Below are 19,922 nucleotides of genomic sequence, written 5' to 3' on the forward strand. Positions count from 1 at the left end.
CATCTCCTTTAGAACAGCGCCCGCTGGATAACCGGGACCTCTACAGCCGGGGCCTCTGCACCCGCCTGCCTCCGCCCCTTTTCCGCGCCGCCATCCTCCTGCCCGATCTCTTCCTCCGCTCCCGCTTCCTCCACCTTTTCTGCCTTCTTCTTCTCCAGCTCCGCCTTGAGCCGCGCCACCAGTTTTTCGAAATCCTGCCCCGGTTTCTCGATAACCGCCTTCCGCTTGGCCGGAGGCATGCCCAGAAGCACCATCAACCGGACCGCCTCCTCCCTGAGCCCGGGACCCTCTTCTTCTCCTTCTTCCGCCGCAAGCCCCTCTGCCTCCGCTTCGCCCTCGGGTTCTACCGGGACGGCATGCGGAAACAGATCATCTGGCGGCTCGTCCATATTGATCTCCGGCAGCAGCAGCTCAGGCAGCTTCTTCTGGCTGGCCGCCAGCACATCCACCATGCGCAGGTTTTCGGTGGCGAGATCCATCACAAAGACCACCTTTTTCTTGCCCTCCACCTGCACTTCTTTCGGCCTGATGACCAGCCTGAGCGGGATCATGGCGATCCTTCCGCCAGTAAGTAACCTGACCATCTCGATTGCCGAATTGAGGTTGACGATCGAGTGGTAACTCGAGGTATCGATCTGCCACACTCCTATCCCCGGTACTTTGGGCAGAAGAAACCTGAGCGTCCCCACCGGCCTGCAGTGCTGCTTCTTCGCCCACTCGCACTCGGCGGGGACGCACTCGATCTCCCGCATCTCCCCGGTTTCCCGGTCGATCTCCATGGCCGACTCCCCATCTCCCTTGCAGATGAGCCCGGTCCCCGAGCCGTAACGCCGGTAATACTGGGGAAAGATCTGCTCGGGGTCGTTAGTGGGGAACATCACATCCAGCGCCCGTGGCTGGTCCCCGTACACCGCATGGAAAGCCTTCGCCATCTCTTCCGAGGTGGGGCCTCCATCCGCCCGGCACACGAAGAAGTCCACCGCCTTCGGGTACTCATTCCCGGTCCTCTTCGAGGTCTGCTTGATCCCGAGCCTGATCTTCCCGAGCCGGGGCAGCCTCCTCACATCCGAAATCCCCTTAATGGGCATAAACCTTTTGCCTCCTCTCCTCTCTAGACCACATGATCCAGACCCGCATCGCCAGAAGATACAGCTTAAAATCGCTGACTTTTCCGCAAAAGCTCGCGATACCGCGCATCAGCCTTCCTCCTCGCTCGGCCTTGACCCGCTCATTTCCGCCTGCTACAATAAACCAGGGTGGGTTCATCAATAGGCGGCTCCCAGAGCCGTCTTTCCTTTTAGCCCTTTCCTTTCTCCCGCCTTTGCCCCGAGCTCCAGAACTCCCAGCTTCGCCGCGAACTGCTTGAGCTCTCCGATCTCCCGCTCGAGCTCGCATAGCTCCCTGATGATCCGTGCGAACTCCGAGAGCTCCGAGCCCTCCAGCCTGCCATCGGCAGCGATCGCCACCAGCCGCGACTTCACCCGCTCCGCGTCATCCATCTCCTTGAGCACCCCAAGCACCACCCCGGCGAGGTTGTCGCATTCATAGTCGTAGGCGATCACCCGCCCGATAGGGCATGCCCTCGCGCACCAGCGCCCGGGCAGCGCCTGATCGCCATACACTTCCGCCATCTTCAGCACCACCTCCGGCGGGGCGATGGTATGCCCATTTTCGTAGGAGGTGAGCGTCCGCCTGCCGATATTAAGCCGGTCCGCCGCCTCCTGCTGGCTCAGCCCCGCCTTCTTCCGGGCCTCTTTCAGCACCTTTTCCACCTCCTTTCCGGGGTAACATCTCCAGCAGGACACGACCACAGAGCGCTAAGCGCGCGCTCTGTGGCCTGCACCTGCCGCCGGTAAAGCTGCCGCGCCTCCGCTATCAGATCCCGCTTCAGGTCTTGCTCTTGGGGCTCAAGCTCGGGAGCTGATGCAAGTGATTCCAAGAGCCCTTCTAGTGGGATTCGGATGGCGCGCCCTATGCGCAGGGCCGGTATCTTCTTCTGGCGGACCATCTCATATACGCTCCATGCAGAGACCTTGAGCAAGTCCGCCGCTTCCGGGACGGTGAGAATGGTTGGTGCGTTCATCATCCTGCCTCCTCGAACTCGAAAGACAGAAAGCCGCTAGCCCGCCTCTTCATCAGGCGAACCAGCGGCATACGGATCCATCAGCGCGGTCACGGGCACTTCAAGCGCCCCTGCAACCTTTCTCAGCGTCCGCATCAGGGGCGATACCTGCCCATGCTCCCAGTAGAACAACGTCGCCTTCGATACTCCCGCTGCCCTCGCCAGTTCCGCTAACGACAGCCCACGCCGGGTGCGCCAGTACCGAAGGGCCATATTCCCTCGCTGGGTCATTTCGGCCATGTCCCGCTCCCTCCCCTCATGCTGCCATGATACCAACACATTATAATCATGTCAAGACCAATTCACGGAAATTCAATAAATCGCCTCCTGCATGTTCACTTAATTGATATAAGATCCTCTAGACTTATCCATTCTGCCTGCAATAGAATCAATGTATTGATATGGGAATCGAGGAGGAGAATTTGAAAATGTCGATCGGAAAAAAGATCCGCAAGCTGCGCGAAGCTCAAGGGTACACCATAGAAACCCTCGCCCAGGCTGCAGGGGTAGCCAAAGGGACGGTGGCCCGGCTGGAGATGGGCGCCGGGACCCCGCGCATCGACACTTTAGAAGTTATCGCCAAAACCTTGGGGACTACACTGGAAGATCTTATCGCTGCCTCAGATATCGATGAAACAGACCCTGCTGAGGCCGAGATTCAGGGCATCGCCGACATCATCCGCCGTCTCCGGCCCGAACAGCGCCGCGCCCTGCGGGAATTCCTCCTTACCATGTTCGAAATCCCCAAGGGCCGTATTTTCGACCTTATCCCTAAAGGGGAGGCCAATCTTGCGGACGCTCTGGTTCGGGCTGCCGATATCGCTTACCGCGCAAACCTCTCTGACAGCACGCGCAAAGAGCTTTTTGACGCCACCGTCAAATATTACGGCAGCACCGAAGAGGCAGCGCCATTTGCCGCCCACGATCCCGAACCTAAGCCGAACCTGGAGAAAAGAGCAGGGCATGCCGATAACAATTAGACATCAGCATATCTAAACTTTTTTAGTCCGGAGGTTTCTCATGAGCCCGCCAATTCCAACTCTGGAGGATTTGCTATCTCTTGTTGCCGGTCTTGGGTGCCGGGTAGAGCAGCGCCCAAGCCTCGCTGCCAGCCTCGGCTTTTCCGGCATTACCACCGGGCGCACCATCATCATCGATTCTTCTCTTTCCGCGCGCGAGAAAAAAAGCGTGCTGGCAGAAGAAATCGGGCACATCCTCCACGCCCCGCCCGAAAGCCATGCTGTTTTTTACTCGCCCCGCTTCCGCCGCCTTGACTTCGATCGCCGGTCCCGCCTCGCCTACCGGGTGGGTAGAGACGAGACCCGCGCCCGCCGCTGGGCCGCTGAATTCCTGGTCCCGCAATCCGCCTTTCTCGAGTTCGCGCAGACCGGACCTCACTCCCTGCCCGACTGGTGCGATTACTTCGAGGTATCTGAATGGCTGATGTTGGTCCGCTTCCAATTGACCGAGATCCGCTCTTATCCTGCTTCGCATGCGAATCGATCTCTGAATAACAAACAATTGCAGCGAGGTGAACCGCTATGGTGAGAGGGCACATCGAGCAGCGCTACAAGACTACCTTCACCATCATCCTCGACCTGGGAAGAGATGCCAGCGGCAAGCGCAAGAGGATCGCCAAGAGCTTCAAAGGGAGCAAGCGCGAAGCCGAGGCCGAAATGCTCCGCATGATCGCCGAATACGAAAAAGGCCAATACATAAAGCCCAGCCGCATCACCACCGCCGAATTCCTCGACCGCTGGCTCAGCACCGCCCGCCACGCCGTGAGCCCGAAAACCGCCGAGCGCTACGCTGATTACATCAAAGCCGCCGTCTCCGCGCTCGGCAGCATCCGCCTCCAAGAGCTCAACCCCATCCACTTAGAAGAATTCTACGACCAGCTCAGGAACTCCGGCCTCAGCGCCAGAACCATCCTCCACCACCACCGGGTCCTGCACACCGCCCTGAACGCGGCGGTCAACTACCGGCTCCTGGCCGAAAACCCGGCCGATCGCGCCCAGCCGCCCAAGCCCGAGCCGCCCGAAATGCAGATCCTCACCCAAGAACAGCTCGCCGAGCTGATCTGGGATGCGCGGAACAGCAAATACTTCCCGCTCCTCTACCTTGCCGCCTATACCGGCATGCGCCGGGGTGAGCTTTTAGCCCTCCGCTGGCAGGACATCGACTGGCAGACCGCCACCATCTCCATCCGCCAGACCCTTCAGCAGACCAAAGACGGCCTCTTTTTCAAAGAGGCCAAGAACCGGTCCTCCCGCCGCCGCATCGCCATCTCCGATTCCACCATCTCCGTGCTGAGAAAGCACCGGAAAGACCAAGCGAGAGAGCGCCTGAAGCACGCCAGCTCATACAACGACCAGGGGCTCGTGTTCTGCCAGCCCAACGGCGATCCCCTCAAGCCCGACACCGTGTCCACCTGGTTCTACAAGTTTCAGCGCTCGCGCAAAAAAGAGCCCTGCGTCCGCTTCCACGACCTCCGCCACACCCACGCCAGCCTCCTCCTCCTCGCCGGGTGGAACCCAAAGGTGGTGCAGGAGCGCCTGGGTCATTCCTCCATCTCCACCACCATGGACATCTACTCCCACATCCTCCCCTCCCTGCACCAATCCGCCGCCGCAAGCCTCGATGCCATCATCAAGCCCATGTCTCCCGACCCCGAATCCGATCGGAAAAAATAAATTGGGCAACGGTTGGGCAACGGTCGGTTGAGCGGTCTTTCTGCTCCGCGCTCGGAAAAGAAAAAAGACCAGGAGCGCAAACCCTTGCCGCTCCTGGCCTCCCGCTTCGCGGAGGGGGTGGGATTCGAACCCACGGAGGCTCATCACCTCAACGGTTTTCAAGACCGTTTTTTGCGAAAGATCAAGGCCCGCTGCCCAGCCGTTGCCCGAGCGCAGGCCTTGATTTTCCTGGCTTCTCCTGAAGTCTCTATTGGTAAGATGAAGCCCTTTGTTGCCGATTTGGGCAACGGTTGGGCAACGGTCAATCCTCATCCCGGCACGGTTTTTGCCCGGCGAAGAACTTCAACAGCGCGGGCATCTCCAGGGTGATGCGCTCGTAGAAATGAGCCACCATCCCTTTTCCTGCCGTAGCCATGATCTCCTTATATGCGCGAAGAAGCTCCGGGGCAACGGTGCCGGTCTGCTGGTACTGGGTCTTGATCACTTCCACCGCCCGGTCCACGTCTTCATAGCTGTGCCAGATCTTCATGCCGAATCCCTCCTCGACTCCATATTTCTCCGCTACCACCCGCACGCCTAGATCGGGTTATTCCGCATGAACTTCGCCTTGGCCGCATCGAAATCGCCGCCGGGAAGCTCCATTGCCTTCCGGTAAACTTCCCGCGCCGCCCTGCGCTGTTCCTCATGCCAGCCCACCGCGCTGGCCCTGACATAATCCAGCCTTTCATCGAACCAGAAGAAGGCTACCCGCTCCTGCCCGCCCAGCGCCTCCAGGCAGAGCCTCGATCCCTCCTCCTGGACGTTCAGGAAGCAGTCCATCTCCAGGGGTTCATCCCTGATGGCATAGACTTTCACATAGATGCGCACCAGCGCAACTCCCTCTACATCATAGAGGTCCAGTCTTACGAGGTGCGCCGCTCCCCTGCATGCATCAATGGTGCCCCGGTCCACGTGCACGAACAGCGCGCACTCCTCATTCGCCAGCACCGGCAGGCACCCGAACCCTATGCGCCGGAAAGCCTCTCTCATGTCCGGCGTCAGCTTGAACGGCGGGCCGATCATGACCCGCTTTGGTATATCCACGCAATTCATCCCCCTTTTCCAAAAGAAAAAAAAGAGCGCGGAATTTTCCACGCTCACTCAAGAAGAAGCTTGCCCAGCTCAACAGCCCGATCCCCGAGATCGATGCCGGTAAGCTCCATGAAAGCATCGACCTCGCCGGTTCTCACCCGGACCGGGTTGGTCTTGGGGAATACCACGTAATGCATCGGCCCGCGGGTCGGCCACACCACGAACCGGGCGGGGTACTGGCGGATCACCACCAGATACTCATACCAGATCCCCACCCTGCCCGCATCGCCGAAAGCGCCCCAGCCGCACGAAAGCACATCTACCTTGGGGGCATCCTCCGCGAGCACCCCGACATCGCCATGAGCTCCCCGGATGTAAGCGCCAGCGCTGGAGAGCACCGCGATATGCCCATCGCTCTCCCCGCCATTGCGGATGATCTTCACCCCGCCGCTCCGGGTCTTTCCGAGCTCATAATCCCGCGCCTCGGGATCGAACTCGCAATGGAACGGGATCAATACCTCCTTTCTCCCGCGCCCCCGCTCCCCGAGGGCGACAATATCCATCTCGCCCCACTCGAACTGCCTCTTCTCCGGCTTGATGCCCCATATCCGCATCCCGCTCCACCTCCTTTTATCGCGTACCAGCATTGTATACCAGCATGCCTAATCTGTCAACCAGAAACAAAAAAAAGCCCGGCCCTCCGCAGAGGACCGGGCAATATAATCAGACATCCTCGAACTCCAGCGCCAGCCGCTTGACGCGGCGGAAGCGGGCAAAGCGGTAATGTCTGCCGGAGACAACCACCTCAGCTTCCTCCGGCCCGACCACTTCCATCTCCGCCCAGAGCGGCCTCAATCCGAGATCGCAGAGCCGCCCGAGCACCGAGAGCGGAGCCACCACCACCATCTCATCCCCGCCGGCCGCCCGAAAGCGCCTGACCACATCCTCCGCGCTATCGAACGGCTCGGGATCGCGGACGACCTGCACATCTTCACCGAAAAGCCGCCTCAACTCCGCGATCTGCCGCTCAAGCGGATCATGCCTCGAGAACCATACCACCCTGACCGGGCCTGCCTTTTTACTCATCGCTCTTCTCCCTCCCGAGCTTATCCCATATGGCCTGGTTAATCCACTCGGAGCGGCTGATTCCAGCCGCCCGAGCCCTCTCATCAACCTCATCAAGAGTGTCGATATCGACATAGATCGTGATCTGGGCGGCCTTCTTCTCCGCCCTCCGAGGCCGCCCCCTCCGCTTGGCCTGTTCCATCTACGCCACCTCCACTTTATCCAGGAGTGCCATCGCCTGCATTTGCACCAGCTCGAGATTGGAGCTCGCGGTAACCGCCTGGGTTTCCAGCATCTCCTGGTACTCCTTCACCATCGCCCGAAGCTCGCGTACCCGCTCCGCATACCGCCGGGCCACCTTCTCGGTGACCTTAGCTTCCCCTCTGATATACGGGTCCATCTCATGGAGGAGCCGGTCCGCCTCTTCCTTCACCTGCTCCTCCAGACTAACCTTGACCATCCGCCGCTGCTCTTCGGCATCCACTACGGGGACGGTCCACATCTGGACTGAACCTCCCGCCGTGGACAGCTCTTTGGCAAGGCTTTTCAGCTTTTCGAGCATATCATCGTACTGGGCAGGCACGAAATACACCCCGCCCGAGGGCCGGACCGATACCGGCCTGCAGGTATAAAGGATCCGCCCGATGAGTTCCCGGATGGCCTGGCCGTTATAGCATTCCGCCTCCACCGCGAACGCATCGCGGATCCGCTTCACCGCCGCCGCCCCTGCCTCCCGGAGCACCGGGTTCTCCACCAGGGGAAGATCTTCAATCTTATCGCCCCTGAGTTCGACCCGCGCCAGCGGGACATACTCAAGGCGGATGTTCCGGCTGTCTACTACCTCCCTGACCACCTGCCTGATGATGGCCTCCTTATCTGTCCTGACCTCGCGAACCATGATGTTTATCCTGCCCTCGCGGTCCACGAGGGGGATGCCCTTCACCTCCCCTGCATAGCACGCCCGCCGGAAGGCATCCCGGGGGCATATCGGCTTAGGCAGGAGGGCGGGGTCGATCCCCGCCTCCGCGAACGCCTCCTCCAGCCGCTCCCGATTTACCCGCATATCAGATACCGAATACCAGATGAGAGATCCTAGAAACTTTATCTCGCCAACCTGCTTCTGAAACGCCACCAGGTTTTCAACCTTGACCATCGTAATCCTCCTTCGGTTATGCTAGAGATTGGAAGAGGTCTGCCGCCACCTCATCGGTGAGCTCCTCTACCGCGAAAGCCGCATCCGCCCATTCGGGCCGATAACGGGACCCCGTCATCACCGCGAAGATCCGGGTGCCCCGCCGGTCCTTCACCCGGCGAAGCGCTTCCAGGGTTCCCGCTTCGGCCCTGCACTCCCCATCGGTAATCATCACGATATCGGCCTCGCGGTATTCCGATTCCTCTATCAGCTCGACCGCCCGAGCGAAGGGCGGTTCGTAAGAGGTGCCGCCATCCGCCCCCACCGATGCCACCTGCGCGAATTTCTCCGCATTCCGCTCGCCGGGAGCGAACTCCACCTCCTGAACGATCTTAGTATTGAAGTGGACGACCGCCGCCCGCCTTTTCTGCCGGGTCGCCGCATCCACCAGCACCAGCGACACCGCCGCCGCCCAGTCGATGTTCCGCCCACTCATACTCCCCGAGCAGTCCACCAGAACCACCATAGGGCCTTTGCCCATCTTCTCCTTGATCCTGAGCTCATACTCGAGGAGCCTCCGCTCGCTGAAACGCCGGTAGAAATCCAGCCTGCGGAGCGGATCCCTCAGCGCCGCCAGCTCCGCCGGGAGCACCCTGCCTAGGTCCGCCCCCAGGGTGATCCCGTGAACCTCATCCCGCTCTTTTTTCAGCTTCTCCTGCCTGACCGCCCGGAACAGGTTCCTCATGCGGCCCACGAGGGCGGCCACCCGCTTCATTTTGGAGCCTGCGAGCCTCTGCGCCAGCTTGACCCGCTCGCCCAGGGGGACGGTCCTGAGATCCGCAGGCTCGAGACCCCACCCGGCGAGGATCCTTATCATCTCATCTGCCTTATCTCTGCCATCCTGCACCGCGCGCCGGACCGCCTGACGGAGATCTCTTGCCGCTGCCTGAAACGCCTGCTCCGCCTCTGCTGCAAGAGCCTCTGCCGCTTCGGGGTCAGCCTCCGCCGCATTCGCCGCCTCTACCGCCGCCTCCACTGCCCGCCTGAGGTCCCGGCGTTCCTGGAGCTCGCGGATGAGCTGCTCCCCGGTTGCGATGGTAGCGACAGTCGATGACAGCTCGTCCAGCATGGTAACCGCCCGCGCCTCACGGGTGGCGGCATCCTCGAGCACCCGCTCCACCAGCGGGCGGTTCGCCCGCGCCGCGAGCGATACCCTTTCTACCGGAGCGAGCTCGGGATCCGCCTTATAATAGGCGGCCCAAATATCTCGTATCAGAGCGGGCCACGGAGCCGGGCGGGCCGAATGCACCCGCGCCAGCTCCGGGGACGCCCCGAGAAGTTCCTTATACATGGTCCGGTCATAGCGGTCGAGCCGGATGTTGTTCTCCTCCTCGACCGCTTTCTTCACCTTCCAGGCATCAATACCGAAAAGCTCCATCAGATCTGGATCCCCAAGCATTTCGCTACCACCTCCCGGTTCCATGCGATGACCTGCGCCAGTGTTTCCTCGATGCGGGTCGCATCCCTACCCTTCTCCCGGGCCTCAGCCCTGAGCCCTTCGAGCTGTTTAGTTATCTTCTTCAATTTAGCATTGGCCTCCGCTCCGAGAGCCGTGGCCTTATCCTCGGGGGCCTGCACCGCCTCCTGCCAGACCTCCATCGCCTGATCTAGGAGATCGACCGCCTCCTGATCTAGAGGGTTGGCAACAGAAGCGATGATCCGCCTCACCAGTGGTATCTGTTCCGGATCCTGCCAGAGCGCAGCGGCCAGCACATCGAGGTCATTAGCATCCGCCTCATTCCATCCATTAAGCCACGCATTAGCCCGAACCAGATCCAGCGCCATCTTCCAGCGCCGGTCCGACACGGCAATGTTTTCCTCCGCCATCTTCTGCCTCAGGGTGAGGATAAAGGGAATAACCTTCTCCACCTTTACCGCCGCCGCTTCCGCCTGGGCCTGGGCGAGCTCTTCTGGGGTCAGGGAGGTCCGGGCTCCGCCATTAGATCCCTTTAGCATAGCCTCGAACGCGGCAGGGTTCTTGATATACCCAACCACATACCGGAGCCCGAAGCGGTCCCAGAGCGCCCCCAGCTCCTCCCGGTCCTCGGGGAGCTCATTGGACGCCCCGACCGCCATCTGCAACGGCACCGGGGCCGGTTGCCCATCGTTAAAGAACAACCGCTCGTTTAACACCGAAAGCAGGCTATTCAAAACTGCGCTGTTGCACTTCCAGATTTCATCCAGGAAGGCGATAGTCGCCTCCGGCAGCTTCCCCGCTGTTACCCGCCGGTAGCTGTCCTGCTCCAGCGCCTTGAGGCTCACCGGGCCGAACAATTCCTCCGGGGTGCTTGTCCGTGCCAGGAGCCAACGGAAGTAAATACCACCGATCCGCGAGCAGATGTCCTCCGCCAGCGCCGACTTCGCCGTACCCGGAGGCCCCAGAAGCAACACATGCTGCCGGGCGAGGAGCCCCACCAGGAGGCCCCTCACCACCTCGCGCCGCTCGAGATATGCCTGGTTGAGCTCGGCCTCGATGGCCGCGAATTTATATCTCATTATCGATTCCTCCTCCTATCTCGGTAAGCATCTTGATCTGCTCCTCAATGAGGTCCAGCTCCTTTTTGAGATGGTCCCGCCGGGCCACGAGCTCCTTCAGCCGCTCCTGCGCATCGGCGGGTCTTTGCTGAACGATACTGACTCCGGGCTTCTCTGCCGCCAGCCGCTCCGCCAGCGGAAGCGGCACATCCCTGATCTCGATGACGGTTCCGGGGAAATGCGACAGCGCCGGGTGTTTGTGGCTCCCGCCGCTCTTCCCGAAACCGCCCTCGACCACCACCACGCCGGGGCCGAAACGCACCTGGCTATCTCTCCCGGGCCGCTCAGCAATGAGCCGCCCGGCGAAATGCCAAATCCTCTTCCCCCCGACCCCGAGCTGATCCAGCTCTACCCGGATCCCGACTAGGACCGGAGCATCATCGCCATCGGTGCCGTAATGCTTCCGCAGAAGCTCCCGCACGGCCTCTTCATCGCGGGGATCGAAGATCCAAACTTTCTCAGCCGGGTCCCACCTGCCCCCGCGCGCCTTTGCATCCGGCGGGAATTCGGGGATGTACGGAGCGGAAACTACCACACCGCGATTGTCCTTCTTGACCTTGACGGTGATTCCATTTGCCATTTTTTACTCCTCCTCGGAAAATTTGAGGGGGGCGGCTACCGCCGCCCCAGGGTCAGCTCATTGATAAAGCGGTAAATCTCCCGCGCCTCCTCAGCGATATCGATGCCCTTGAGATCGCGGGCCATCCGGTGATCGTAGAAAGTGCCTTTGATTACTACCCCAAAACCCGCGCCAAACCCCATCTCATGGAGGCCCCGGATGATATCCTTAGCCTCTTCCAGGGTCTCCGCTTCCTTCACCCATCCCTTACCCGCGAGCCCGGGGATCCAACAGAAGCCGCGCTGTTTCAGCTCATCTTTCTTTTCAATGGTCTTTGGCCCATGCCTCAATTCCACAACCATAATCGCAAACGCCATCGCGTTATCCTCCTTCTTCTTGTTTTTAGAGGGGCGGGCTATTCGCCCGCCTCCTCCTTGGCGGTAATCCGAAGCAGGAATTCCTGCCCGCCCACGCGGACCACCATGGTAGCCTCGCGCTCCCCGAGCTCGGCCGGCTCCACCGCTACCGGCCTCCTGCTCCAGTTCTTGGCCCCAAGGACCAAGATCATGGCGACATCCGCCGCCGTTACTTTTGGATCTTGCATTATCAACCCTCCTTTCAATCGAGGGTCTGTCCATCATCGGCCGCTTTCTCGTCGTCTCCCTGCGCGCTCGCCGCCTGCTCCCCGGTCGTCTTTAGCTCGCCTGTTCGCTCCTCGCTCCCCCCCCTGCCCTGCCCGTCTACCTTATCCTCCTTCCTCTGGCCTTATCGGGCTGGCCCCTCCCGGGGCCGGGTTCCTCGCTCCCGTGTTACTCGAGCCCTTCCGGGTCCTCGGCGGGTCGTGGCGCGTGTCTCCCGGTACTCACGGCCCGCTATTCGCTTTTCAAAGAGCTCTTTCTATCTATAATTATAATCGCATGCGATAATTATGCAAGCGTCTTTTTAAAAAATTTTTGTAACCAGGCAAATTTCTAAGGGAGCCGAATCGCCCACCGCGCAAGGCTTTGGCCGACCGGACCGTTGAAGGCGAAAAAATTTTTCTCGCCCGCGCAAAAAATTTTTTGCCGAGGGATTGTCTTGAGAGCAGGACTGCGGTATGATTTTCTCAAGCTACTTACGAAGAAAACAGAACTCTAATCGCACCAATTTGGGATTGTCGGTCAATTTAACACTTTTCTTCTAATCGAAGCGGGCGGCGGAGCGATCCGCCGTTCCGCTTTTTGGGCAAACAAAAAAGCCGGGCCATCCGCCCGGCAAACCATCTTCTAGAAATATGGTACAAGCTCCGATCTCTATCCTGCTAATGGTTTTGTACCTGCACGCTTTCTTGAGGCCGAATTTAGCCCCTTGCACCAAACGATTACTTCTTCGCATCGCTCACCCCAATCGCCCAGGCAATGACCCACACCGCGCATGCCTGCCATTCAGTCACCCACCACTCACATTCACCGCCACGGCAGGTATCATCATTCGATCTCACCCGGAGGGGGCAGTAATTCCGCATGGCTGCTACTCCTTCGGCTTGAGCCACACCAAATGCCAGCCATCATCATCGCGCACATAGATCCCGCGTCCCGCATAGCCATCCCCGAACCAGAGCTCGCCGCTGCGGTTACTCATCGGCGCATTCGGGACAAGTACCACCGAAGCCTGTCCTCCGGCGGTAGGCGCATCAGCAGAAGAAGTTCCAGCACTTCTTCCCGCTTGAGGGGCGGGCTCCGCTTTACTCTCCGGCTCGCGGGGACAATACTTAATTCCGAAGAACTCGCATATTCCCCGCGCCAGCGCAAATGCAATGGCTATCCTGCTTGACATGATCCACTTCGCTTCCTGTGGGTCATCATGAAAGCCCAGCTCCACGATCACCGCCGGGGCAACGGTATCACTGAGCTCGCCGAAATACCTTGACTCCTTTATTCCGCGATCCTTCCCTGGCGAGAGTGGGGCCACATGCTTATATATCGCCTCCGCCAACTTCTCTGCCCTCCCGCCCCGCGCCAAGATCCAAATCTCGGTTCCCTTCCCCCCGCCAGCATTAGAATGGATCGCCACATGAGCATCCGGCTTCTTAGCATTCGAATCCCGGATAACTTCCTTGAGCGTCATCCGGGGATGGTTGCGGTAGACGGTCAGCCCATGCCGCTCGAGCTCGGGAACGAGGAGATCCGCAATTGCATTCATCTGCGCCTCTTCGCTGCCATACCCGCCCACCCCAAAATTCCTCTCCTGGGTAGAAGGGGAGATATACACGCTCGGCATCACTCTTCCCCCCTCTTCTTAGCCGCCGCCGCATCCACGATCGCCTCGCCCAGAATGTACGAGATCACCAGGGCCGCAAACGGCACGATCACATCCTCGGGCAGATTGAGCCCGAGCCCTTCATTCGCCACCAGCAACACTGCCGACACCAAAGCCATCCAGAATTTCCTGCTCTTCAGCTTTACCTTCCAGTCCATTGCTTTCACCTCCCCGCGAGAATTTGAGTTATCAAGAGGATGAGCGAAGTGATCATGCCTCCCATCAGCCCGATCAGCCAGAAATAAATGCGATCGATTTTGGCCTCTAATCTATCCTCTAACTTGTCAATTTTGCCGTTCTGCTTCTCTCGCCAGATCTCAAGGTCCGACAGCCGCTCTTCATGCCGCCCCAGCGTTTCCCTCACTTCAGCCATCTCCAATCGCACCACCTCCAAACTAAAAATGCCGCCTTTCAGGCGGCTTTTATTTTGCTTATTTATCTAATTTGCAAAAATTTAACTCCCTTTCCAGTTCACATTAGCCCATCTGGGGCTTACGATCTTTGGGAAATGCTCCAGCAAATCACCATCATCAGCCTTCCAAATACCCACGCCTCCATAACCATTATCTAGTGCTTTCTGCACCGCCCGTGCAATGGTGCCTGGGGTACCAAAATAGCAGCTTACAGAACCATCAGCCCGAGCCCAGTAACCCTCACCATCAACATCTTTGATCTCCACTCCATATTTGATGGCTTGCGCAATCGCATCGTGAGCGGTCACATAATCAACTCCCTGAGACGACCACACATGCCCATAAGCATTAGCGCCTACCAATATTTTGAAGCGCAGGTTAACCGGCACAACCTTATTAACATATGCGTATACCGCCTCGAAGAAATCATTGGGAGCATGCGGACCGGGCAGCGTGGACTCATTGCTCTCTGTATAAGTCATAATTTTCATTGCACTAACATATCGAACCAACGTAGCATAATCGCACCAACCTACCCAATCGGGATCATCATAACCAGTCCCGGTAATAGCAGGCACGCTTGCCATGAGCAGCTTACCAGCCGGATAGATCTGTTCTGCTAGCTGCCGGAAGAATTCATTGGCTTGCGCTCGATGCGTAGATGGCACCCACTCCAAATTGATATATGCGCCATCCCACTCATCAGCTAAGACTATATCCATAATCTGAGGGATAAATATTCCAGGGTTATCCAGCACATGAGCTGCTATATCCGGGTTCGGTTGGCCCATAACCGGGTCATAATTGGAAAAGATCAGAAGCGCTCGCTTCCCCTGCTGCTGAATTATGTTTTTATCAGCTATATTTATCTGGCCGATCTCGATAGTAGCCGGTATCCGAAAGAAATAGGCATCAAACGTTACAAAATCCAGCCATGCCGCCCGAGCCGTGGCATTGCCTTCGGGGTCATATTCCACTGCTGCCTGCCATAATATTCCTTTATGCTCTACATCAGGCCAGCGCAGCCCGATATAGGCATCGATATTATTCAACACAACATTATTGCCGATATTGCCGTAGATCAATACACGTGGCAGCTCATAATCAGTATGCCGGAGATCCGGCTCCCGAAAATCCGCTGTTACGGCCATCCTTGCCGGCCAGATGGTCCAGCCTGATATAATGCCAAATTCCTGCAAGACAGCCTGCAAACTCGGATGGATGCCCTTGGGCGGACTTACCTCCGATATCCCAGCACCGATCTCATAATAAGCACCAAATGGATACACGATAGCCGTTGGGCTATCAACTGGCTGCGGTTGCACCGATCCGAGCTGCAAAAATGCCTTGCCCGGGCCATCATACGGCTCATTATAAACCCACTGCCAATCGCCGTTACTATCTACATAAGCGCCATCAGGCCAGACGTCAGTATGATCCGGTTTTGATACTAAATACCAGTCCTCATGACTATAATTTACGGGTATAGCCCATCCGCCGAGCCCCGGATCCCAATATGGTTCAGGCGGCCTGGGCTGATCCATATATATTCGCACCAATCCTTCACCCAATGGGTTTGTATTCAGGGTCCGAAAACGCACATAATAATCCTTGCCTGCTACGAAAGTGAAGGGAGTAATATCTATATCCTGCCAATGCCAATCTGCCCAATTCGGAGCAAACCGCGCAACCAGAACCGGGTTGGTATATGCTCCGACCCCAATGCGCTCTCCAATGCTCACATCGATAATAGCCGCATATCGTGCACCTACCCTAGATGCATACTTAATACGCAGAACTTCTGCAGTAAAAGTGGCATCAGCGTGAAATCGCACCCACGTATCAGCCGTGGTGCCATCAGCATATGTCCCCCCTAGAACCAGGCACTCCAAGAATGGCTCATCTTCATTGAAACCGGTAGAATATATACTCCATGTACCTTTGAGGTATTTCTGTACCGCATTATTAAATGCTTGCATATCCTGCCGCACATATGACTCATATTCCGCATTTGTGGCTATCCTTCCGCTCCCATCACCCAAGATAATGCATGGCCTAGCCGGCCACAGCACATTAGGCGGGTAATCATGTTCGGTGCACGTGGTACATAGAGCATAATCTCCAGAAAAATCCGGGATTGCATAGATCCGGAATGCCCCGGCGCCAGCATTAAGTGTTCTTATCTCAACTGTATATCTATTGCCGCTTACAATATCATAAGGCGCATCTAGCGCAATATTAGCGAATTCCCGCTCCGGCCACTGGCTGCGGGTCTCATAATCACGCGGTCTAAATACGGTATCAGCCACTAGCGTGTTATTGATATAGATCTGGATATGCGCATCATAACCAATCGATGCCGGGCTATGCAGCGTAGCCCACAGGCGCATAATACGAGCCGTATACGATTTTCCGGCCTTGAACTCAAACGAACTCGTAATTGGTCTGCCTGTTGCTGAATCGGTTCCGAAAAGCGGAAAAGCCCATGTTGCTTCATCTACAATGGACAAGTCCCAGTACCATCGACTATCATTAACTTCCATATACAGGAACTCTCCGTTATCAACCCAACACGGCCATTCAAGAGGCGGCGCACTCTCAACGGTACCGGTCTCTGCATTTTGCGCCAGGACCATATGATGCATATTGTAGGTGTGGTTTGCTATCTGACAGAAGCCACTATCGAGCAGAGCCTTAATATCAGACCATTTCATGAATCCAGGCTCAGGGCTGAGCCGACGCAATCGCCGCGCAATAAGCGCCACGGCAAATGGTATATTCTGCTGGATCAGCCAACCAGCCGCAATAGGCACAGACTCTAAACCATCATCAAATATTATGCAAGCGACCGGCGCCGAAACCTGTTTGACCCCTTTATACACCGCGAAGAAATCGCTTAAGCTAAGAAACACGTACCCATTATCTAGGAGGTGTGATATCTGGGCCTGAAAATCACCCAAATATGTGCGAAAAGGAAGTGCATTGCCCGGATCTTCCACAATACCATGATAGCAGAGCGCCACATTATACAAAGATTCCTTCATCGCCCGATCACCAGCATGGTGAAATCTTTGCCAACATCTTCCACCGGAAACGTTATGCGAACTCGTGTATACATGTATGCCTCCCTTGATGCGTCCCATTCCACGATGAACTCGGGCGTATAATTTGTGACGCTGCCATATATGTTAATAAGCAGGGTCGGCTTGACCGCATACGGCGTCGGGAATAGTATTTCGACGACCTGGGCGCTAATAGACGCAGTCCGATAATGTACGATCTCAGACTCAATAGCCCCTTCGGTTTTAACAGGAAGGTTAGTGCGCAAAGAAATAGCATCAAAATAAGCATAACCAGCGATATCTTTTGTCCTAAGCCGCACAACGATATGCTCAAGCGGCGTATCGCGAAAACTATACGAACCAACTAACTCGGAGAACATAACCGGGCTTCCATTAATATTGCCTGGTTTTGTTGAGCACAATGCGCTTGAGAATGGAATTATGATTAGATCCCGCATGCCACCTGAATAATGAATTTCGAGTTCCATCATGATTTTGCTTATATCGCCTGCTGGCAGTCCTCCTGCATGGATATAACCGGACACTAGCATATGATCGACTTCCTGGGGCAAATTTACGGTCTGCTCCAGCGACGCATTAGGGCCGATACGAAAGCATTTGCCTCCGGTTTCGACCCCGCCCGGTACTGCTGTAATATCACCTATAGCGATCCATCCCGCGAGATCTCTTTCTGCAGACGGGTTGATAATTTCATTAACGCCGTAATTATACTTGACATAATCCATGGATTTGCTCCCTCTCTTATCCGGGCAAACCACAAAGTTGCACCTTTACGGTGCCACTGGTAGGCGCAACGGAATACCGCACTTGTACCTCCACCTGGGTCAGCGGCTCAGCCAGCACCGGCATTTGGGTTACAGTAACAAGCGTAGAAGTAGAAGCAGGAATTTTGACTTCGTACACAGGTCCTTCTAAGTCGGTCTGGCTATAAACATACAACCTAAGCGTCAATTCTTGATCGCACCCATTTAAGACTCGAAAATATTTGCGCCCTGCAATACCGGTCACATTTATTGCACCCGAATTATAAGCAGCAGTATCGCGAACATTGATATAATCATGCGTAATAATCTCAATAGGCTTCTTATTCGCCCGGATAACTTGATTTATGGGGTCCCAAACATCGGTCAAGATAGCCCGCACTTGCTTAAGCAGCGCTATGATACTGCCATCGGTTGTGCCAGGAGCAGCCGCATCGCTTGGCCTGCCAACACCGCTTTGCACATCAGCTAGGCGCGTACGTAGATTTTTTGCAATCCCTATTAAAGTGCCATCACCAGATGCAGACTCGATTGAAGCAGTAGCCCCCAAAGCCGCATCGAATCCGTCTTTGATGCGGATATACATGGCCCCATCTGCGCCCCGCAGGGGCTCAAAAGCAGTGCCATCCTCCCGTTCATACTGGGGTTTCGGCAACCCTGCATCATCTTTGACAAGCAACGCCATCCATTACCCTCCCCTCAGATTCGTAGCTCAACTAAGGCGGGCAAGCCAGGCGATATGAATACCCATTGCTTCGGCACCACCGGCTTCCGAACCTCAATCTCAGCTTCCAAGCTGCCATCATATATAAGATGCTGGCGGGTTATCATCATTGTCACATCCTCTATCCGGTCCGCAGGATCCTTCAACCTGATTAAATCAAATACTTCCAAGGCGGGATCGCCTCGTATTCGCCCTTTTAATAGAGCTACCGGGTCGCGCACATGCCACAGCAAGGCATGAGCAAACGACTGAGCAGATTCAGAAGCCTGAATAAGTTCATTATCAACAACCAGTAGGTTGAAATCTTCGCCCTGCGTCTGCACGGCTTCGTCCTGTACTTCAAATACTGAAGATGTGCATTCTATGGGGCGCCCCCTAATGACTACATCAATAATTTCCGCGGTCGGCCCTGCATTTTCGATAATAAGGTTAATGCTCCATGCGCCAATTTCAAAACCACTCACCCGCGATGTTACCGCTCCGCGCAGCTCGATCGATTCGACAATGCCGACCGGGCCAACCGAAAACTCAAGATTCCTCAGGGTTGTTTGCCCTACATTGATGGTTAAGCCGGTGATATTAGCCACCTCGGCGCTGTCGGCCAGATACGGGTATTTATAATTAACCTTTACTCCGCCATATATAAGCCGCCCCTCCTGCGGGGAATCCATTTCGATGATTTGATCGGTATCAGTTAAAATAGCCACCGGGTCCCCCTTGGCAAACACACTGACCACGCGTACCCGGTTAAGCCGATCCACCATGACATTGCAAAGACCAGCAATCGCCAGTCGCTGCATCGCTTCCTTGACCTTGCCTTTTGGGACCCAACCTATCGAGACTGGCTGGTATATTTTGGGATCAATAATATATTCTGACTGCTGCAATCCCAATGCTTGGAATAGCGCTTCGAATAGAGCGCTCACAGTGGTGTCTTTCTCGACCGGGATTAATGGTATATCCTTATTGCCAAGCTCATAAAGCCTATCACAACAGGTTACGGTTGCCTCGACGTTCGCCGCGGGAGCCGACCAATCCTTAGTACGAAAATTGCCCAATGGCACCCACTCTACTCCCACCTCGGTTTCGAGACCAAGATATGCCTGTACTAAGGTATTTTTTTTTAATTTGCCAAAATACGGGCTCAATTCATTAGTCGGAGTAAAAGATCGCGCTGAATTATCAAAGCCCACCGTCAGCTCATTTGCCGATACAGCGCCTAGGGGGTTATCGCTTTCGGTATTCCCCTCTTCGACCAGATCCAAGAAAGTAATCTGATCCTCTCCGAATTCCACCGGCGGAGCCGCATCCCCATCGAAATAAACCAGAACCCGGGGCACAAACCTTCGCACATCTGCATTTGCCGCCGTCTTATACGCCGCGCTTACTGGGATCACGCCTTCGCC

At 56.6% G+C, this 19,922-nt stretch carries 25 protein-coding genes; 3 read left to right on the forward strand and 22 right to left on the reverse strand.

Features of this window, described 5'->3' with window-relative positions; translation table 11 throughout:
- Positions 1–8: 8 nt before the first annotated feature.
- The 4 genes from H5U02_00445 to H5U02_00460 all read right to left on the reverse strand — a co-directional run bounded on the left by H5U02_00445 (position 9) and on the right by H5U02_00460 (position 2,401).
- Positions 9–1,088 (reverse strand): hypothetical protein, encoded by a 1,080-nt coding sequence (locus H5U02_00445; GenBank protein MBC7340921.1) that lies wholly within the window; start codon positions 1,086–1,088, stop codon positions 9–11.
- Positions 1,089–1,265: 177 nt separating this feature from the next.
- A complete protein-coding gene (locus H5U02_00450) occupies positions 1,266–1,763 on the reverse strand; it encodes a helix-turn-helix transcriptional regulator (GenBank protein ID MBC7340922.1) in 498 nt (165 codons plus the stop codon).
- Positions 1,757–2,086, reverse strand: a complete 330-nt coding sequence (locus H5U02_00455; protein MBC7340923.1) for a helix-turn-helix domain-containing protein — start codon at positions 2,084–2,086, stop codon at positions 1,757–1,759. Before H5U02_00455 ends, H5U02_00450 begins: the two co-directional genes overlap by 7 nt.
- Positions 2,087–2,119: 33 nt before the next feature.
- Entirely contained in the window at positions 2,120–2,401 is a 282-nt protein-coding gene (locus H5U02_00460) for a helix-turn-helix transcriptional regulator (protein MBC7340924.1), read from the reverse strand.
- Positions 2,402–2,550: 149 nt separating this feature from the next.
- On the opposite strand from H5U02_00460, the gene H5U02_00465 reads away from it, so the two are divergent.
- From H5U02_00465 to H5U02_00475, 3 genes are read left to right on the forward strand one after another with little or no spacing between them, the layout of a single operon-like run.
- Positions 2,551–3,102, forward strand: coding sequence for a helix-turn-helix transcriptional regulator (locus H5U02_00465; GenBank protein ID MBC7340925.1), 552 nt, complete (start codon positions 2,551–2,553; stop codon positions 3,100–3,102).
- 40 nt (positions 3,103–3,142) lie between these two features.
- A complete protein-coding gene (locus H5U02_00470) occupies positions 3,143–3,670 on the forward strand; it encodes an ImmA/IrrE family metallo-endopeptidase (protein MBC7340926.1) in 528 nt (175 codons plus the stop codon).
- Positions 3,664–4,815, forward strand: a complete 1,152-nt coding sequence (locus tag H5U02_00475; GenBank protein ID MBC7340927.1) for a site-specific integrase — start codon at positions 3,664–3,666, stop codon at positions 4,813–4,815. The genes H5U02_00470 and H5U02_00475 overlap by 7 nt, the downstream gene beginning before the upstream one ends.
- Positions 4,816–5,116: 301 nt before the next feature.
- On the opposite strand, the gene H5U02_00480 is transcribed toward H5U02_00475, so the two are convergent.
- The 18 genes from H5U02_00480 to H5U02_00565 all read right to left on the reverse strand — a co-directional run bounded on the left by H5U02_00480 (position 5,117) and on the right by H5U02_00565 (position 19,913).
- The gene (locus H5U02_00480) at positions 5,117–5,344 is read right to left on the reverse strand and encodes a hypothetical protein (protein ID MBC7340928.1); all 228 of its coding nucleotides are present in this window, start codon (positions 5,342–5,344) and stop codon (positions 5,117–5,119) included.
- Between the two features lie 47 nt (positions 5,345–5,391).
- Entirely contained in the window at positions 5,392–5,907 is a 516-nt protein-coding gene (locus H5U02_00485; GenBank protein ID MBC7340929.1) for a hypothetical protein, read from the reverse strand.
- Positions 5,908–5,951: 44 nt separating this feature from the next.
- Positions 5,952–6,500: a hypothetical protein gene (locus H5U02_00490; protein ID MBC7340930.1), complete on the reverse strand. Its 549-nt coding sequence runs from the start codon at positions 6,498–6,500 to the stop codon at positions 5,952–5,954.
- A 109-nt stretch (positions 6,501–6,609) separates the two neighbouring features.
- Positions 6,610–6,972: a hypothetical protein gene (locus H5U02_00495; protein ID MBC7340931.1), complete on the reverse strand. Its 363-nt coding sequence runs from the start codon at positions 6,970–6,972 to the stop codon at positions 6,610–6,612.
- Entirely contained in the window at positions 6,965–7,153 is a 189-nt protein-coding gene (locus H5U02_00500) for a ribbon-helix-helix protein, CopG family (GenBank protein ID MBC7340932.1), read from the reverse strand. Before H5U02_00500 ends, H5U02_00495 begins: the two co-directional genes overlap by 8 nt.
- Positions 7,154–8,104: a hypothetical protein gene (locus tag H5U02_00505; protein MBC7340933.1), complete on the reverse strand. Its 951-nt coding sequence runs from the start codon at positions 8,102–8,104 to the stop codon at positions 7,154–7,156.
- A 16-nt stretch (positions 8,105–8,120) separates the two neighbouring features.
- Positions 8,121–9,542: a VWA domain-containing protein gene (locus H5U02_00510; protein MBC7340934.1), complete on the reverse strand. Its 1,422-nt coding sequence runs from the start codon at positions 9,540–9,542 to the stop codon at positions 8,121–8,123.
- The gene (locus tag H5U02_00515; protein ID MBC7340935.1) at positions 9,521–10,639 is read right to left on the reverse strand and encodes an AAA family ATPase; all 1,119 of its coding nucleotides are present in this window, start codon (positions 10,637–10,639) and stop codon (positions 9,521–9,523) included. The genes H5U02_00510 and H5U02_00515 overlap by 22 nt, the downstream gene beginning before the upstream one ends.
- A complete protein-coding gene (locus tag H5U02_00520; protein ID MBC7340936.1) occupies positions 10,629–11,258 on the reverse strand; it encodes a hypothetical protein in 630 nt (209 codons plus the stop codon). Before H5U02_00520 ends, H5U02_00515 begins: the two co-directional genes overlap by 11 nt.
- A 35-nt stretch (positions 11,259–11,293) precedes the next feature.
- Positions 11,294–11,614 (reverse strand): hypothetical protein, encoded by a 321-nt coding sequence (locus H5U02_00525; protein ID MBC7340937.1) that lies wholly within the window; start codon positions 11,612–11,614, stop codon positions 11,294–11,296.
- A 38-nt stretch (positions 11,615–11,652) separates the two neighbouring features.
- Positions 11,653–11,841, reverse strand: coding sequence for a hypothetical protein (locus H5U02_00530; protein MBC7340938.1), 189 nt, complete (start codon positions 11,839–11,841; stop codon positions 11,653–11,655).
- Positions 11,842–12,746: 905 nt separating this feature from the next.
- A complete protein-coding gene (locus H5U02_00535) occupies positions 12,747–13,496 on the reverse strand; it encodes an N-acetylmuramoyl-L-alanine amidase (protein MBC7340939.1) in 750 nt (249 codons plus the stop codon).
- A complete protein-coding gene (locus tag H5U02_00540; GenBank protein MBC7340940.1) occupies positions 13,496–13,693 on the reverse strand; it encodes a hypothetical protein in 198 nt (65 codons plus the stop codon). The genes H5U02_00535 and H5U02_00540 overlap by 1 nt, the downstream gene beginning before the upstream one ends.
- A gap of 5 nt (positions 13,694–13,698) precedes the next feature.
- On the reverse strand, positions 13,699–13,908 hold the full coding sequence (locus H5U02_00545) for a hypothetical protein (protein ID MBC7340941.1): 210 nt from the start codon (positions 13,906–13,908) through the stop codon (positions 13,699–13,701).
- Between the two features lie 81 nt (positions 13,909–13,989).
- Positions 13,990–16,992, reverse strand: coding sequence for a hypothetical protein (locus H5U02_00550; protein MBC7340942.1), 3,003 nt, complete (start codon positions 16,990–16,992; stop codon positions 13,990–13,992).
- Positions 16,989–17,756 carry a hypothetical protein gene (locus tag H5U02_00555; protein ID MBC7340943.1) on the reverse strand — a complete coding sequence of 256 codons (768 nt, stop codon included), beginning with the start codon at positions 17,754–17,756 and terminating at the stop codon, positions 16,989–16,991. Before H5U02_00555 ends, H5U02_00550 begins: the two co-directional genes overlap by 4 nt.
- A 16-nt stretch (positions 17,757–17,772) precedes the next feature.
- Positions 17,773–18,477: a hypothetical protein gene (locus H5U02_00560; protein MBC7340944.1), complete on the reverse strand. Its 705-nt coding sequence runs from the start codon at positions 18,475–18,477 to the stop codon at positions 17,773–17,775.
- 14 nt (positions 18,478–18,491) lie between these two features.
- On the reverse strand, positions 18,492–19,913 hold the full coding sequence (locus tag H5U02_00565; protein ID MBC7340945.1) for a hypothetical protein: 1,422 nt from the start codon (positions 19,911–19,913) through the stop codon (positions 18,492–18,494).
- Between the last annotated feature and the right edge of the window lie 9 nt (positions 19,914–19,922).

The sequence above is a fragment of the Clostridia bacterium genome (assembly GCA_014360065.1).
Lineage (GTDB): Bacteria > Bacillota > DSM-521 > Neomoorellales > JACIYF01 > JACIYF01.

What these genes read in the sequence shown, in the direction of transcription:
- H5U02_00545 (MBC7340941.1), bottom strand. Translation starts at nt 13,908, where the DNA reads ATGGCTGAAGTGAGGGAAACGCTGGGGCGGCATGAAGAGCGGCTGTCG.
- H5U02_00465 (MBC7340925.1), top strand. Translation starts at nt 2,551, where the DNA reads ATGTCGATCGGAAAAAAGATCCGCAAGCTGCGCGAAGCTCAAGGGTAC.
- H5U02_00510 (MBC7340934.1), bottom strand. Translation starts at nt 9,542, where the DNA reads ATGCTTGGGGATCCAGATCTGATGGAGCTTTTCGGTATTGATGCCTGG.
- H5U02_00535 (MBC7340939.1), bottom strand. Translation starts at nt 13,496, where the DNA reads ATGCCGAGCGTGTATATCTCCCCTTCTACCCAGGAGAGGAATTTTGGG.
- H5U02_00475 (MBC7340927.1), top strand. Translation starts at nt 3,664, where the DNA reads ATGGTGAGAGGGCACATCGAGCAGCGCTACAAGACTACCTTCACCATC.
- H5U02_00530 (MBC7340938.1), bottom strand. Translation starts at nt 11,841, where the DNA reads ATGCAAGATCCAAAAGTAACGGCGGCGGATGTCGCCATGATCTTGGTC.
- H5U02_00485 (MBC7340929.1), bottom strand. Translation starts at nt 5,907, where the DNA reads ATGAATTGCGTGGATATACCAAAGCGGGTCATGATCGGCCCGCCGTTC.
- H5U02_00470 (MBC7340926.1), top strand. Translation starts at nt 3,143, where the DNA reads ATGAGCCCGCCAATTCCAACTCTGGAGGATTTGCTATCTCTTGTTGCC.
- H5U02_00555 (MBC7340943.1), bottom strand. Translation starts at nt 17,756, where the DNA reads ATGGATTATGTCAAGTATAATTACGGCGTTAATGAAATTATCAACCCG.
- H5U02_00540 (MBC7340940.1), bottom strand. Translation starts at nt 13,693, where the DNA reads ATGGACTGGAAGGTAAAGCTGAAGAGCAGGAAATTCTGGATGGCTTTG.
- H5U02_00500 (MBC7340932.1), bottom strand. Translation starts at nt 7,153, where the DNA reads ATGGAACAGGCCAAGCGGAGGGGGCGGCCTCGGAGGGCGGAGAAGAAG.
- H5U02_00560 (MBC7340944.1), bottom strand. Translation starts at nt 18,477, where the DNA reads ATGGCGTTGCTTGTCAAAGATGATGCAGGGTTGCCGAAACCCCAGTAT.
- H5U02_00515 (MBC7340935.1), bottom strand. Translation starts at nt 10,639, where the DNA reads ATGAGATATAAATTCGCGGCCATCGAGGCCGAGCTCAACCAGGCATAT.
- H5U02_00495 (MBC7340931.1), bottom strand. Translation starts at nt 6,972, where the DNA reads ATGAGTAAAAAGGCAGGCCCGGTCAGGGTGGTATGGTTCTCGAGGCAT.
- H5U02_00520 (MBC7340936.1), bottom strand. Translation starts at nt 11,258, where the DNA reads ATGGCAAATGGAATCACCGTCAAGGTCAAGAAGGACAATCGCGGTGTG.
- H5U02_00525 (MBC7340937.1), bottom strand. Translation starts at nt 11,614, where the DNA reads ATGGCGTTTGCGATTATGGTTGTGGAATTGAGGCATGGGCCAAAGACC.
- H5U02_00445 (MBC7340921.1), bottom strand. Translation starts at nt 1,088, where the DNA reads ATGCCCATTAAGGGGATTTCGGATGTGAGGAGGCTGCCCCGGCTCGGG.
- H5U02_00550 (MBC7340942.1), bottom strand. Translation starts at nt 16,992, where the DNA reads ATGAAGGAATCTTTGTATAATGTGGCGCTCTGCTATCATGGTATTGTG.
- H5U02_00505 (MBC7340933.1), bottom strand. Translation starts at nt 8,104, where the DNA reads ATGGTCAAGGTTGAAAACCTGGTGGCGTTTCAGAAGCAGGTTGGCGAG.
- H5U02_00480 (MBC7340928.1), bottom strand. Translation starts at nt 5,344, where the DNA reads ATGAAGATCTGGCACAGCTATGAAGACGTGGACCGGGCGGTGGAAGTG.
- H5U02_00455 (MBC7340923.1), bottom strand. Translation starts at nt 2,086, where the DNA reads ATGATGAACGCACCAACCATTCTCACCGTCCCGGAAGCGGCGGACTTG.
- H5U02_00490 (MBC7340930.1), bottom strand. Translation starts at nt 6,500, where the DNA reads ATGCGGATATGGGGCATCAAGCCGGAGAAGAGGCAGTTCGAGTGGGGC.